Here is a 14,154-nt window from a genome sequence, read left to right as displayed (position 1 = left end):
ATGAGTTGGATCGAGAGGTACAAAATGTCGTCAATTCAAAACACTGTATCTAGCTGGGAGCAACTGTTGGAAATTGCCCAAAAACATACCTCAGCTCGACGGGTACGTAGAGCGGGACAGTCCCCTTCTACCGCGCCAATTCCTAGCAGTCTGCATAAACTACCCCCAGAGACAAAACCACCAGTCCTGCTTTACCGCGATACTAACTCTTGGTGTCCCTTTTGCGAGAGAGTTTGGTTTGCCTTGGAGGAAAAGGAAATTCCGTTTGAAACCGAGTTTATCGATCTGAGCAACAAGCCCAAATGGTACACGGATCTCGTTCCGACAACCCTTGTTCCTGCAGCAAAAATTGAGGGCAAGTTAGTCTACGAGTCGAAAGACATTCTTTTAGCCTTGGAAGAACGATTTCAGGATTCGCCTCTGTTGCCTGAAAACTCAGAGGAAAACACCGTTGCCAGGCAACTAGTTGAGGATGCAGATAACAGCGGGTTTCTGGGTGCTGGGTACAAATTGTTGCGGGAAAGCACTAGCGATCCTCAAGAATTAGCCAATCTCCAAGCTGAGTTTGAAGCGAAATTAGACGCGATCGAGCAAGCCTTAGCAAAATACCCAGGTGACTACTTTGTTTCATCGTTTAGCTTGGTAGATATCATGTATAGCCCCCATTTCGATCGCTTGGCGGCTAATTTACCTGTCTACCGAAATTATCACATCAAGGGTAATCCCCGCTTCCCTCACCTCAATGCTTGGTTTGAGGCACTCAACCAGCGCCCTGCCTATCACCGAGTCAAATCAGACCCAATAACGAATAATTTACTCTTGCGCCGCAGATGGGGCGCTCAACCAATTGGAAATCTCTTACCACCAGATGCAGCACATAGTGAGGCAATTGAATATCGGGCAGAAGCCGCAGAACGATTGAGCGATAATCGGGAAGCAGCAATAGGAGATATCTTGAAAAACTCTGGAGTGCAAGGATTGGCAGTAAATGGTGATGTTAGTGCGATTGCCGAAGCCGTCGATTTTCACCTCAAACTGCTGGCAGAGTATCTTCTGAACGGGAACGATAGACCCTTACCGTGGGGACGAGTGGGTGGCAAAGACAACGCCGATCCAACTATAGCGGCGGTGGGAGCCATTACCCTTGCCTACGTCAGGAATCGCATCTGTGCGCCTCGCGATATGAGTGCGGGTGCAGCTACGGCATTTCGAGCCGCTGCCGAGCGAGTGCTGGCATCGCTCTATTAACTCACCAAGCCTTCCTTTTTTAATCTTGACTAAATCGGTAGATATACCACAAAATATTCTCATCTGATTTAGTTAGTTCATCTAACAATCCGAGCTACTACCTACTTCTGCTCGCTCTACGTATTCCCACAAAAAAATTAACCTATGAGTCCAAAAAACTTTGAGATCCAACCCGTTGCAGGGCGCATCGGTGCTGAGATCGTCGGCATCGATCTGAGTGCTAGCCTGGGTGACGACATCATCAGCGAAATCCGTCAAACCCTGGTTCAGTACAAGGTGATTTTCTTTCGCAACCAGCAGCTCGACGCTAGTAAACAAGTTGCTTTTGCGCGTCGATTCGGTGAAGTGACCACAGCTCACCCTACAGTGCCATCACTGCCTGGACATTCAGAGATTCTCGATCTAGATTACGGTCGCAACGTCAACCGTGCCAATCAGTGGCACACTGATGTGACGTTCGTAGACCGTCCTCCACTCGGTTCGATCTTACGGGCGATCGAAATTCCTCTCTCTGGTGGCGATACAGTCTGGGCAAACACGGTAACGGCTTATCAAGATTTACCCACTCCGCTACGAAATCTTGCCGACCAACTTTGGGCTGTACACAGCAACGCCTATGACTATGCGGCTGCCACAATTGACCTTTCCGAAGAGTTTCGGGCTTACCGAGCTATCTTTGAGTCAACTGTATATGAAACCTTACATCCAGTTGTACGCATTCATCCTGAATCGGGCGAACGTGGATTATATATTGGTGGTTTCGTGCGTCGCTTGAAGGGCTTATCTCAAACAGAATCGGACGATATTGTTAGGTTGTTGCAGTCCTACGTCACTCGCCTAGAAAATACTGTCCGCTGGCGCTGGCAAGAAGGAGACGTGGCATTCTGGGACAACCGCGCTACGCAACACTACGCGATCGATGATTATGGCAGCCAACCCCGTCGCGTACAGCGAGTGACAATTGTGGGCGATCTTCCAGTTGGCATTGACGGTAAGCATAGTGAAGCCATTAAAGGAGACTCTTCAGCATACAATCGACGCGAAGCAATTGCTGCTTGATTTATCTCAAGTTGTCTTAATTGCTCGTAGAAATTCAATATTTAGCTTTAGCTTTTCTCCCAACCACAGAGCATGATTTGTATGGTCTGCAACATCATCACCCGTTGTTGAATGAACTAAAATATCCAATCCTTCCCGATGTAGCATTAACCAGGGAACGATCGCGCCAAACTGTTCTGGCTTGAAGGCAACTTGATACATAGATTTGGGATGGGGACCAATCGGATTGTCATGCCAGCGTCCAAGCCGCACGTTGAACGCACTCAATCCTTCGCGTACCCGCGTCGCTGCTGCACGACTTTCAGAATCGTAATAAACATGAGCGTGAAAATCTGCAATCTCGGTTGTATCTCCTGACATCGCTGCTAACTCCACTCGCCCTGAACAGTGACCAGTTATCAGTGACCAATAACCAGTAACTCCTGAGTTGATTTGTCAGAGCCAGAGTTTTTGTGACTCATAGATTATCTCTGCGCTATCAATTGTGCTATCGATAACTGGTCACTGTCAAACTGGTCACTGATTTAATTAAGCGGGGTAAAAAACTAGCGTCCGCAACTCAATGCTTTCTCGTGCAGGTGCATTTGCTGGGCTAGTAGGGTCGTCAAATGCAGTATGGGCAGCAAACCGCGCCCGTCCGTCCTCGGCAGAGTCGAAGCACTTGATGAGAATTGCTTCATCCGATCGCAGTTGCGGAAAGTAGAACCAGCGGTGCGTTGGATTGTAAGTAATCGCATAGGTTTCGCCCACGCGATCGCGATACACTAAATTGCCAGCAACGAGGTCTATCGGTGCGATACTTGTCGCATCGCATACCGCTAATGGTGATGTTTGCACGGGTGTGGCGATCGGTCGCCAGACATTAACGACAGCAAAACGATGCTGCAACAATGCTTCAATATCTTCGATGCCTCGCGCTTCCAACTCGGCACGGGCGCGACTGTAGCCAGATTTGGCGGTGAAGTCGTTGTGGACGCGCTTGACTGGCTCTTTGGCGTTACTTTCTCCCCGTTGCGATCGCTCGAGATTGCGAACGTTGTGGTCGAATACCACTACCTTAACTGCACCCGTTACCTCTGCCAGCAGTTTCTCTGCTTCAGGGTAATAGACGCGGCGTACCTCCTCCGAGTCATAAAAGTCGCGGACGCTGCTGGAGTGGCTGACCAGACTAAAACCTTGCCGATCTAAGGATAGATCTTGGGCGATCGCCCTAGCATTGTAAATCGGCAGCCTGCGCGTCTCGTAGGTTCCATTATGTCGAGGGATACCCGCTGGTGGCTCGTATGTGTAGTTTACGGGTCTTTCTGCCATCGGGATCAGATAATAGAGTTCCGCCTCAACATATTGCAGCTCGTCGAAAATGGGGCGTTCTAGAATCGGGGTTCGGCTCATAGTTGCATCCTTGTGTCAAGAAGGGAGTCGGGAGTCGGGAATCGGGAATCGGTTAAAATAACTGATAACTGATTGCTACCGCGCCACAGCACTGGGTTCACCCAGGATTTTAGAGAATCTTTCCACATAGAAACTAGTAGGATTTGCGACTGCCCGAATTGAGTCGCGATCGCGCACGATATTCCACCATTGCTGCAATCGAGGTGTTTGGGATGGGAATGAAAAATTCCGGAAGTGTTCTAACACGGGCAGACGTTCAAACCAAGGGTAAAAACTGATATCGACTAGACTGAAATTATCTCCTAACAAGTATTGACCGTTGGACTTGCCTAGTCCTTCTTGTTCGATATACAGTAGGGATTCTAAAAACTCTCTTTTTCCCTGTTCCTGTTCTTGGGTATTTTTCCCGCGTAAAAGTTTGTTAAATGCTGGTACGAGGCGAGTATTGGCGTAGTCAATCCAAATTCGTGCAATCGCTTTAGCTGCTGGATCGTGAGGTGATAAGGGCGGTTCTGGAAACACTTCATCGAGATACTCATTGATAATGGCAGACTCGTAAATTTGGGCATCTCCATGTTTAATGGCAGGGACTTTGCCATAGCGCGAAATCTTGAGGAATTCTTCTGGTTTACTCTGCAAGTCGATTTCAATCGGGGTAAAGTCGATACCTTTTTCCAGCAGAACAACGCGGGTGCGTTGAGAAAATGTAGAAGCTTTGGCAAAGTAAAGTTGTATGTGACTCATGACCTCATTTCCTATTGAGTATGCGGGCTGTAATGAATTGTCTCGTTCTGGATATGACCGAACGACAACTGGGCACTGGAGCACGCCCAGTTAACTTGTCAGTGGTAAATACTCTAATTGCAAAGTGTCTAGACTACGAGCAAAAGCTAGTACTGTTTGTCGGTCAGATTACCGTAGAATAATTTACGTCTATTATACAGTCTTTCCAGAAAGATTCAGTCTGGCGTTAATAAAATATGTATAACTAATTATTAGATGTTCTAATAAACTGTAAAGATAATGACAGAAATAACTCGCCGTAACTTTATCGCCACTGCAACCCTAGCAACGGGTTTTGCTTTAGCCGTGCAGCCTGTTTCTGCCAAAGCGATCGCTACCGATACTCAGAAATTAGTTGCGGGTGCAGTCAAAATTCCGGTTAAAGATGGTGAAATTCCTGCCTACAGAGCGCAGCCTAACACTGGGGGAAATTTCCCAATCGTCTTGGTGATTCAGGAAATTTTTGGCGTACACGAACACATTCAAGATGTCGTCCGTCGCTTTGCCAAGTTGGGATATCTGGCGATCGCACCTGAGTTATTTGTACGTCAGGGAGATGTTGCGAAGCTAAGTAATGTTGATGAAATTCGCTCAATTGTTACTAAAGTGCCAGATGCTCAGGTTATATCCGACCTCGATGCTACAGTTGATTGGGCAGTGAAGTCAGCAAAGGGAAATGCCACTCGGTTAGGAATTACGGGCTTTTGTTGGGGAGGTCGCATCACCTGGCTGTACGCCGCACATAATCCTCAACTCAAGGCAGGTGTAGCATGGTACGGGCGACTAGTGGGCAACGCTACCGAACTGACACCGCAGCATCCTGTTGATGTTGCTTCTACACTAAAAGTTCCCGTTCTCGGACTTTACGGTGGTAAGGATACGGGCATTCCCCTCGATACAGTAGAACAGATGCGCGATCGCCTCAAGTCCAGCAGCAGCAAATCGGAAATTATTGTTTATCCTGATGCACCCCACGCCTTTTTTGCCGATTATCGCCCTTCCTATCGCGAACGAGAAGCTCTTGATGGCTGGCAAAAGCTTCAAGCATGGTTTAAGCAGCATGGCGTGTAAATCTGCCAATGTTTCAGTACCAGGTGGTAGTACAGGTAGCTACCAAATTTAGATTTTGGATTTTAGATTTTGGATTAAGGAACCTCTAATGTCAACCACAGCATTAATTGTAGGCGCTGGCAGCGGACTGAGCGCATCACTAGCCCGCTTGTTTGCCGCAGAAGGCATGACTGTTGCTTTAGCCTCAAGGCATACTGATAAACTAGGTAAGTTGTCTGGGGAAATTGGAGCCGTCAGTTTTGCTGCTGATGCATCTAAACCGGATGAGGTGGATCGATTATTTCATGATGTCGAACAAAAACTAGGAGTACCAACCGTAGTTGTTTATAATCCTAGCTGGCGAATTCGGGGATCGTTAGTCGAACTTGACCCCGCCGAAGTTGCTAAAACACTAGAAATTACTGCCTATGGTGGTTTTTTGGTAGCACAGGCAGCAGCAAAGCGAATGTTAAAGTTAGGCGAAGGAGCGATTTTTTTTACAGGTGCTTCCGCCAGTGTTAAGGGTTATGCTTATTCTGCGCCATTTGCAATGGGAAAATTTGCCTTGCGGGGTTTGGCTCAAAGTATTGCCCGCGAACTGGCTCCCCAAAATATTCATGTAGCCCACTTTATCATTGACGGGTCAATTCGTTCTGCTACCCGTTTAGAATCACCTGACAAGCCCGATAGTTATCTCGACCCAGACGCGATCGCTCAAACCTATCTCAACAGTCTCCGCCAGCCTCGGAGTGCTTGGACGTGGGAAATTGAATTGCGTCCTTGGGTGGAGCCTTTTTGATTTATTAATGGTGCGATCGCGATCGATAGAATCGATTTCAGATTTATGGGATGGTTTAAGTTGCAGTTAAAGTAGACGCGATCGCTTTTACCAAAACAACATGAGGCGATCAATTGCTGATGCTAATATCGGTGTAGCGGATTTTTTTAGATTATAGCTTCATCGGATAATACACGCGAATTTTTAGCTTTTTATTCTATTTTTTTCTCCTATTTTTGAACCAATCAAAAATAGATAATGCATTAGTTGAGAATATTCGTATAAGTTATGCATCTTAACTTTTATAAGAAAAAAGTCTAGATATTATTCCATATAAGCTAGATATAGGGAAAGTCTCCGTATAATAAATAGTTAGGTGGTTTAGGCTGTCGGCGAGGGCTCTGTATCGCTAGATTGTCTGTAGGACGCAGTGTGCTAGGTTGATACTGTAGCTATTAGACAAAGTAGTTAAGCTGTAATAGCTAAAAAATTAGGAAGCAATTATGGAATTTCTCCAGATCGAGTACGTGTACCAGCACTCAGAAGAGCAAGACTTAGAGGCTTTTCTAACTGAATTACAAAACGAGGTAGGTGGCGAGAGATCTCCTTATTATTCCAGAGGTGGAGCTATTGATCTAGTTGCATTTTTTGGTGTAGTTGTCGCTTTTGTAATTGCTCCTACTCTGCAATCTGCTGCCCAAAAGTATTTAGAAGGCTTACTGAATCTTGATGAGCTTAAAAATTTAGGAGAAGGTCATCGCAAACAAATTTTTAGATGGTTTCAAGAAATAGAAACTAGAGTTTATAGATTAATTAGAACGATTCAAGCAAAGCAGTTTCTAATCAGCAGAACTTTTACCTTTCAACAAAAAGAAGAAGCTCTTGTACTAGAAGTTCCTACTAAGTTTGGCACAATATATGTTGTTCTGAATCATAAACATATATCTCCTACTTTATTAGAAAATCTTCCTAGAGGGATAGTTGCAGCAATTCGTTACCTTCATGAAAACTCGCTCTTAGAGGAAGGTATAGCGTTTCAACTTTATTTTGATGTGGCTTCTCAGGAGTGGGTTTATCTATTTGCTCCATCTATTGAGGGTTTCAGTCATTATATCGATCGGTATGTAGATCTACGAGATCAACAAATTAAACAAATTTCTTCTCAGTCAGAATTCATGAGATTGTTTCAGCCTGCATCCGAGGATGAGTTTAAGTTTTTAGTTTCACCATTTCGTGAATATAAGGAAATTGCCAACGAAGTTCAAGTCTACACACCACCTAACAATTCGGGTGCAGCGGATTGACCCAAGCTGCTTAGGTTGGATGCAGAGATCTCTGCAACCGCTGACCAGAACCGTTAGCTAGACAGATTTGCATTCTCCAAATTACTTTGTGACAGCGCCAGAATCTTCAAACACTTGCTTGAGCAGAGCCAAACCCGTATCAATTTGGCTAATTTGCTCGTCGCTCAACGAGTCGAGTAAATCGGCAATGTAAGCCCGCGTTTGTTCCCGCGCTTTCTGAAGATGCTCTTTGCCCGCTGGAGTTAGCTTTAATTCAACTCGTCGCCGCTCTTGGGGATGGTCGCAGCGATGGACGAAATTCCGCTGTACTAGTCGTTCGGTATTAGCAGAAGCAGTCGCACGGGTAACTCCTAAATGCTCGGCAAGTTCGGATAAGGATGCTCCAGGGTTGCGATCGAGAAACGCTAAAGTGCGGAATTGGGGAACGGACATATCAGTAGCATTAATCGCACGCATATCTGCCCGAATAAAACGCATGACCAAGGGAACAGCTTCCATGACTCTCGCTGCACACTGTTGAGATTTTTTTCGAGTTGATTTGGGCGATCGCATCTGATTTACTACTGTTCCAGACCAGAGTGTGGCTACGTATAGAGCCGTTACTATACTGTAGCTGTAATAACGCACCCATCTCTATTTTTATGTCAGCGACATTAAGAAGGCGATCGCAATCGCATTTACATTCCCAGTTGTGGATACAGCCGCGCACAAATAACAGTTAGCACTGTCACCACAAATAGCAAAATCGCGCAATCCCAACCAAACCCATAAGCGGTAGTGCTATTTGCCAACATCACGCCACGCAACGCATCCACTTGATACGTGAGTGGATTGAGATGGGAAAGCACCTGTAACCAAGGTGGCATTAGGGAAATCGGATAAATCGCATTACTGGCAAAAAATAGCGGCATCGACATTAGTTGTCCCAATCCGCCAAAGCGTTCGCGAGATTTCACCAAGCAACCAACAATTAAAGAAAATATCGAAAAACAAGCAGATCCTAATAGAATAACCAGAATCACACCCGCGATCGCTAGTGGATTTAAATTTAGTTGCACTCCCAACAAGAACGACAAAATATAGACAAACACTGCTTGCGACAAGCTACGTATCCCAGTTGCTAAAGCTTTGCCCAATACCATCGCGGCGCGGGGCGTAGGACTAACTAAAAACTTATGTACGATGCCCAGATCTCGCTCCCAGATGATTGCCATTCCGCCGTTAAAAATGGCAACGAACAAGACGCTTTGCGCCAAAATTCCCGCCGCCAGAAAATCCAAATAGCGCAATTCTCCGGTAGGAATGCCACGAATGCGAGTGAATACTTGCCCGAAGATCAGCAACCAGAGGACAGGTTGAGCGGCTCGCAGAAATATATCGCTAGGATCGTGGCGCAGTTTTCGTACTTCTAGTTCGGTAATGACCAGAGTTTTGCGAATTAACTCGGCGATCGCCTCCGTCCAAGGTTGTCGGGATGCAGTGCCATCAGCCCAACCGTTTAGCCGTGCGGCGAATTTTTGAGGTTTCACGATAGTTAGCTCCTGAAGTGAGGCGATCGCCCGTGTAGTGGATAAATACGTCATCTAGCGTGGCGTTTTCACCCAAAGAGGCTTTGAGTTGAGCAGGCGTACCAACTGTAATTACCTTGCCGCCATGCAGAATTGCGATCGCGTCGCACAACCGATCTGCTTCTTCTAAAAAGTGCGTTGTCAGTACAATCGTCGTCCCGCTTTCGTGCCGCAGTTGTTGCACCAGCTCCCAGACAGAACTACGAGCGATCGGGTCGAGTCCTACAGTCGGCTCGTCTAGAAACAACACTTGGGGTTTATGCAGAATAGATTGGGCAACTTCCAAGCGGCGGATCGTACCTCCAGAGTATTGACGCACGATTCGGTGCGCCACAGACTGTAAACCCATGAATTCTATAACATCGCGAATTCGCTGCTGGCGCTGCTTTGCGGGAATATCGTAGAGCTTGGCAAAAATCAGCAAATTTTCATATCCCGTCAGATCGGCATCGGCAGATAAGGCTTGAGGCACGTAGCCGATCGCCCGTCGCACAGCCGCCGCCTGTTGCCGCACGTCAAATCCCGCGATCGCTGCCTTGCCAGAACTCGGAGGTAGCAGCGTCGTCAGCATTTTAATTGCCGTACTCTTGCCCGCTCCGTTGGGTCCCAACAGACCGAAGACCTCACCTGGAGCGACAGAAATTGTTAGCTCGTCAACAGCCGTGAAGCTACCAAATCGACGAGTCAGGGCGCTTGTTGCCAAAATCGGTTCTGACTGCTCTGGCGATCGCCCAATACCTCCTGTCCATCCCATCAGTCCAGCGCCTCCATTAGTTAGACGATCTAAACGATCTTATTCTAACCACATAGTTAGATTATCTAACAATAAGAGTAGCTATGAATTTTATTAACGAGTAGACTTGAGTTTTGGCGGCAACTATATCAAACTACAAATTAAAATACGGTAAGTTAATCGGGAAACAGCATTAATTACTCGAACGCGGATTTTGTTTGGTATCGTATGACTAACTAGATACGAGGTAATCAGTGTGGGTGTCAGTCAGTCAGACTTAGATGGGCGATCGCCTACTGCTATTCCAGCTCCACAAGCGCAGTTATTACAAGAACGATATGGCGCTGCATTTGAGTTTGAATTCGATGATGTGTGGAACGATAGTCTGACTGCATTATTATCTCATCGCTCAGTCCGTAGTTACCTTGCTAGACCGCTGCCAGCAGGCACATTGGAACTTTTGGTAGCGGCTGCTCAGTCTGCTTCCACTTCGTCCAATCTGCAAACTTGGAGTGTCGTCGCCGTAGAAGATCGAGAACGTAAAGAGCAGCTTTCTCAACTAGCTGGGGGACAAAAGCACATTCGGCAATGTCCCCTATTTCTGATTTGGTTGGCAGATTTGGCACGTCTAACTTACGTAGCCGAACAACAGGAACAATCTCATGAGGGACTAAATTACTTGGAAATGTTTCTGATGGCGGTGGTAGATGCAAGTCTAGCAGCACAGAATGCCGCGATCGCTGCCGAATCGTTGGGGCTGGGTACAGTCTATATTGGTGCGATGCGGAATCATCCCGAAGCAGTTGCAACTCAACTAGGTTTACCAAAATCTGTTTTTGCCGTATTTGGCTTATGCGTAGGCTATCCCGATCCAGCTCAACCGACTGCTATCAAGCCACGTTTGCCGCAATCCGCCGTGTTGCACAAAGAGCAGTATAGCTTGGAAACACAAGAGCGGGCGATCGCCGATTACAACGACATCATGACAGATTTTTATGCCAGTCAGGGCATGAATGTCCCCTATTTCTGATTTGGTTGGCAGATTTGGCACGTCTAACTTACGTAGCCGAACAACAGGAACAATCTCATGAGGGACTAAATTACTTGGAAATGTTTCTGATGGCGGTGGTAGATGCAAGTCTAGCAGCACAGAATGCCGCGATCGCTGCCGAATCGTTGGGGCTGGGTACAGTCTATATTGGTGCGATGCGGAATCATCCCGAAGCAGTTGCAACTCAACTAGGTTTACCAAAATCTGTTTTTGCCGTATTTGGCTTATGCGTAGGCTATCCCGATCCAGCTCAACCGACTGCTATCAAGCCACGTTTGCCGCAATCCGCCGTGTTGCACAAAGAGCAGTATAGCTTGGAAACACAAGAGCGGGCGATCGCCGATTACAACGACATCATGACAGATTTTTATGCCAGTCAGGGCATGGATGTAGCAGGCAACTGGTCGCAACATTCTGTCGAGCGCATTGCTACGGCTGAATCCTTACGCCATCGCGCTCGGCTACAGGAAGTCCTTCATCAACTGGGTTTTGAACTGCGTTAACTCGCTCCTAGAGACAGATGTTTTAGCGATTGGTGGTTAGCGCCTGCGCTGGCAATGGATGGGATTTATTAGGAACGTTATCAAAAAGTTGGCTAAATATCTAAAGACGCTGCCATTGAGCAATAAACCAATTGACAATCGCCAGGAGCTTTTCTTCTTCAGGCGGCGGATCGGGTTCTTTTCCAGCAATGGGAAAAAAGTAAGCAATGGAATAGGCAAACACCTCAACATCTGCTGCCAAATTGACATGATGAAATAGTCCTGTTTCACAGCCTTCCTGAAGAATCTGCCGGATCGTCCGCATCGTTAAGCTGGCTTCCTCTTCGATCCGATCGGGATCTAAGCGAATCACTGCCCTAGCAATTTCAGCCGCGCGATCGCTTCCCTCACGAGTCGCTCTAGCCGCGCGAAATCGGTCGAGAATGTAGTGCCGCAATTTCTCGTCAGCCGCGCGATCGGACTGCAAAATGAGACGTGCAGCGCGGTCGTGTTCTTCCCGAAACACTTGGGTGCAAGCGAGCAGGATTTCATCTTTATTTTTGAAGTAAAGGTACAACGTGCCCACCGATAGCCCTGCGTCTCGCGCAATTTCCTGCATTGTCGTCTTTTGAATCCCGTAACGATGGAAAAGGTTTTTGGCTGCGGTAATAATAGACTGTTTCTTTTGGGGATCGAGTTTCTGCATATTCGGGCTATCGTCGCACTAGCCTCATGGAAAGCCCATTTTTAGGGCGCAAAGTGAAGGTTGGATCGATTTCTACGGGCTGACCCGAAGCTGGCTCTAGGTGAAACCGTTGAACTAAAGTTGCAAGGATTAACGTTGCTTCCATGAGCGCAAACTGATTGCCAATACAAATTCGAGGTCCTCCGCCAAAAGGATAGTAGGCGAACTTGTGCCGTTTTGAGGCTTCAGCTTCTGTAAACCGTTCGGGGTTGAATTGCTCTGGTGCAGTCCAAAACTCAGGATGACGATGGGTGAAATAAGTGCCGACGATGACAAACGATTTTGGAGGAATGGAATAGCCTTGGATTTCATCTGCTCTTATCGTTTCGCGGGAAAGCCCCCAAACTGGAGGATACAAACGCAGCGTTTCCTCAATGACCATTCGAGTGTAGGGAAGGTGCATGTAATCCTCTGCACCAGGCGGATTTCCCTTGAGGACAGTTTCCAGTTCGTCTTGCAATTGATGCAACACTTCAGGGTGACTTCCCAGGAGATGGAATGCCCATGAAAGCGTGACGCTAACGGTTTCATGACCTGCAATTAATAGGGTCATGACTTCATCTAAAAGTTCTGAGTCGCTCATTTGCGCTCCTGTATCTGCATCTTGGGCAGCCATTAACATCGACAGCAGATCGAGCGGCACGTTCTGTTGATGTCGCCGTAGCCCAATCAGATGCATAGCAATTTGCTGCAAGCGATCGCGGTTTTCAATAAACTGTCGATGCGGCTTTGTTGGAACCCACATCGGCATTTTGAACGGAGCGTTGATGCGATCGTTAATAAATTCTGCGGCGCGACGAAACGCTGTGGAAAACGAATCGAGCTGCGCTTCTAACCCCGTGCTAAACAACGCTTCTCCAACAATTTCCAGCGTCAATTGCTGCATTTCTTCTGCAACATCGATCGCACTACCAGTGGGATAGCCTTCCCACCGTCGAACCCGCTCTTGGGCAAAGCGAGTCATAACCGATGCCAATTTTACAATACTTTGCCGATGGAAAGCAGGATTCATGAGCCGTCGTTGCCTTAGCCAGCTTTCTCCCTCGCTAATCAAGATGCCATTTCCCAACAGCAAACTCAACGGTTGATGAACGCTAGGAGCCTTTCGATATGCCTGCCCGTGGCTGGTCAGAACGTGCGCTGCGGCATCAGGATGCACCACAAAATACACGTCCACCCCTGGAAGTGCTTTGAATCGAATCGAGTCACCATAAGTTTTCCAGGCTTGACCAAACGCTCTGAGAGGGTCATCTCGATAGGCTTTTGAGAAGGCAATGTAGCTAGACGGACCAGGCGGGGTTGTTGCTAAAGCCATAATCCTGGACTTTGAATGAATAATGAATGAAATATTTTATTATTCATTATAGCTCCAAGGTGTCCTGTAAGCTGCTACTTGGGTTCTTTCGCTCTTACTCCCTTTCACCAACAGAGCGTAAGAACATAAAAATGTCAGTATTAGTAAATAACTTCACTGCAATCGCTAATTCAAAGACGTGAATCGCAATAGAAACACCTCTATGGTTGGCAAACTAACTTTCTGTTTCCTGCTTGGTAGTGTAGTTTTCCAGCAGAAATTGCTGCAAGTGGGGTTGATTTAAATCGAGATCGACTTGTTGAGCTTTTTCCTGAATTTGCTCGTAAGTTAAGCCTTGTTGAATCGCAGTGGCAATTAAAGCAATTCCACCTGCCCTTGCCCCAGCAGCGCAGTGGATTAAAATTGGCTTTGGTAAATTTTCAGTGGCTCGAATTGCTTCTTTTGTTGATATTAGATCCGGTTCTGAAGATTGTAGGGGAATGTTAGCGTAATCTAATCCTGCTGCTTGTGCTTGCTGTTGTTCGTCGCTGAGGAAACCTGGTTCATCAGGAGAGCGTAAATTCAACACCGACTTAAAACCTTGTTGCGCTGCTTGTTGCAACTGCTCTGGAGTCAGTTTTCCAGCTACGCTCAGCTCGTCGCTCAC

General features: G+C 46.9%; 15 protein-coding genes and 1 pseudogene. 7 read left to right on the top strand and 9 right to left on the bottom strand.

What is annotated here, in order from left to right; genetic code table 11:
• The first annotated feature begins 24 nt into the window (after positions 1 to 24).
• On the top strand, positions 25 to 1,248 hold the full coding sequence (locus M5J74_RS04600) for a glutathione S-transferase family protein (RefSeq protein ID WP_250015608.1): 1,224 nt from the start codon (positions 25 to 27) through the stop codon (positions 1,246 to 1,248).
• 144 nt (positions 1,249 to 1,392) lie between these two features.
• Positions 1,393 to 2,307, top strand: a complete 915-nt coding sequence (locus M5J74_RS04595) for a TauD/TfdA family dioxygenase (protein ID WP_250015607.1) — start codon at positions 1,393 to 1,395, stop codon at positions 2,305 to 2,307.
• Between the two features lie 6 nt (positions 2,308 to 2,313).
• On the opposite strand, the gene M5J74_RS04590 is transcribed toward M5J74_RS04595, so the two are convergent.
• The 3 genes from M5J74_RS04590 to M5J74_RS04580 all read right to left on the bottom strand — a co-directional run bounded on the left by M5J74_RS04590 (position 2,314) and on the right by M5J74_RS04580 (position 4,443).
• Positions 2,314 to 2,667 (bottom strand): DOPA 4,5-dioxygenase family protein, encoded by a 354-nt coding sequence (locus M5J74_RS04590; RefSeq protein ID WP_250015605.1) that lies wholly within the window; start codon positions 2,665 to 2,667, stop codon positions 2,314 to 2,316.
• A gap of 168 nt (positions 2,668 to 2,835) precedes the next feature.
• The gene (locus tag M5J74_RS04585; protein ID WP_250015603.1) at positions 2,836 to 3,699 is read right to left on the bottom strand and encodes a CmcJ/NvfI family oxidoreductase; all 864 of its coding nucleotides are present in this window, start codon (positions 3,697 to 3,699) and stop codon (positions 2,836 to 2,838) included.
• A gap of 75 nt (positions 3,700 to 3,774) precedes the next feature.
• Positions 3,775 to 4,443, bottom strand: a complete 669-nt coding sequence (locus M5J74_RS04580) for a glutathione S-transferase family protein (protein WP_106167647.1) — start codon at positions 4,441 to 4,443, stop codon at positions 3,775 to 3,777.
• Positions 4,444 to 4,722: 279 nt separating this feature from the next.
• Between M5J74_RS04580 and M5J74_RS04575 the strand changes: the two genes are divergently transcribed.
• From M5J74_RS04575 to M5J74_RS04565, 3 genes are all read left to right on the top strand, one after another.
• The gene (locus M5J74_RS04575; RefSeq protein WP_250015601.1) at positions 4,723 to 5,553 is read left to right on the top strand and encodes a dienelactone hydrolase family protein; all 831 of its coding nucleotides are present in this window, start codon (positions 4,723 to 4,725) and stop codon (positions 5,551 to 5,553) included.
• Positions 5,554 to 5,641: 88 nt separating this feature from the next.
• Entirely contained in the window at positions 5,642 to 6,331 is a 690-nt protein-coding gene (locus M5J74_RS04570) for an SDR family NAD(P)-dependent oxidoreductase (RefSeq protein WP_250015600.1), read from the top strand.
• Between the two features lie 482 nt (positions 6,332 to 6,813).
• Positions 6,814 to 7,614 carry a hypothetical protein gene (locus M5J74_RS04565; RefSeq protein WP_250015598.1) on the top strand — a complete coding sequence of 267 codons (801 nt, stop codon included), beginning with the start codon at positions 6,814 to 6,816 and terminating at the stop codon, positions 7,612 to 7,614.
• A gap of 81 nt (positions 7,615 to 7,695) precedes the next feature.
• Here M5J74_RS04565 and M5J74_RS04560 read toward each other — a convergent pair whose 3' ends face one another.
• The 3 genes from M5J74_RS04560 to M5J74_RS04550 form a co-directional block, all read right to left on the bottom strand.
• Positions 7,696 to 8,166, bottom strand: a complete 471-nt coding sequence (locus tag M5J74_RS04560) for a MarR family winged helix-turn-helix transcriptional regulator (protein WP_371934006.1) — start codon at positions 8,164 to 8,166, stop codon at positions 7,696 to 7,698.
• Positions 8,167 to 8,291: 125 nt separating this feature from the next.
• Complete coding sequence (locus M5J74_RS04555; protein ID WP_371934005.1) at positions 8,292 to 9,143, bottom strand: ABC transporter permease; 852 nt, start codon at positions 9,141 to 9,143, stop codon at positions 8,292 to 8,294.
• Positions 9,100 to 9,936 (bottom strand): ABC transporter ATP-binding protein, encoded by an 837-nt coding sequence (locus M5J74_RS04550; RefSeq protein WP_250015592.1) that lies wholly within the window; start codon positions 9,934 to 9,936, stop codon positions 9,100 to 9,102. Before M5J74_RS04550 ends, M5J74_RS04555 begins: the two co-directional genes overlap by 44 nt.
• A 280-nt stretch (positions 9,937 to 10,216) precedes the next feature.
• On the opposite strand from M5J74_RS04550, the gene M5J74_RS04545 reads away from it, so the two are divergent.
• Together M5J74_RS04545 and M5J74_RS04540 are read left to right on the top strand one after the other, a co-directional pair.
• Positions 10,217 to 10,945, top strand: a complete 729-nt coding sequence (locus tag M5J74_RS04545; RefSeq protein ID WP_371934004.1) for an NADPH-dependent oxidoreductase — start codon at positions 10,217 to 10,219, stop codon at positions 10,943 to 10,945.
• A 14-nt stretch (positions 10,946 to 10,959) separates the two neighbouring features.
• A complete protein-coding gene (locus M5J74_RS04540) occupies positions 10,960 to 11,469 on the top strand; it encodes a nitroreductase family protein (protein WP_250015582.1) in 510 nt (169 codons plus the stop codon).
• 100 nt (positions 11,470 to 11,569) lie between these two features.
• Here the strand turns inward: M5J74_RS04540 and M5J74_RS04535 are convergent, their stop codons facing one another.
• The 3 genes and pseudogenes from M5J74_RS04535 to M5J74_RS33265 all read right to left on the bottom strand — a co-directional run.
• Complete coding sequence (locus M5J74_RS04535; protein ID WP_250015580.1) at positions 11,570 to 12,154, bottom strand: TetR/AcrR family transcriptional regulator; 585 nt, start codon at positions 12,152 to 12,154, stop codon at positions 11,570 to 11,572.
• A gap of 7 nt (positions 12,155 to 12,161) precedes the next feature.
• Positions 12,162 to 13,508 carry a cytochrome P450 gene (locus M5J74_RS04530; RefSeq protein WP_015152944.1) on the bottom strand — a complete coding sequence of 449 codons (1,347 nt, stop codon included), beginning with the start codon at positions 13,506 to 13,508 and terminating at the stop codon, positions 12,162 to 12,164.
• 214 nt (positions 13,509 to 13,722) lie between these two features.
• Positions 13,723 to 14,097: pseudogene (locus tag M5J74_RS33265) on the bottom strand (beta-lactamase hydrolase domain-containing protein); the annotation flags it as partial.
• Positions 14,098 to 14,154 lie beyond the last annotated feature (57 nt).

This window comes from Chroococcidiopsis sp. CCNUC1, assembly GCF_023546805.1.
GTDB classification, from domain to species: Bacteria; Cyanobacteriota; Cyanobacteriia; order Cyanobacteriales; family Chroococcidiopsidaceae; genus Chroococcidiopsis; species Chroococcidiopsis thermalis.
The sequence above is the reverse complement of the archived record's forward strand: the minus strand, read 5'-3'. Positions and strand labels throughout refer to the sequence as shown.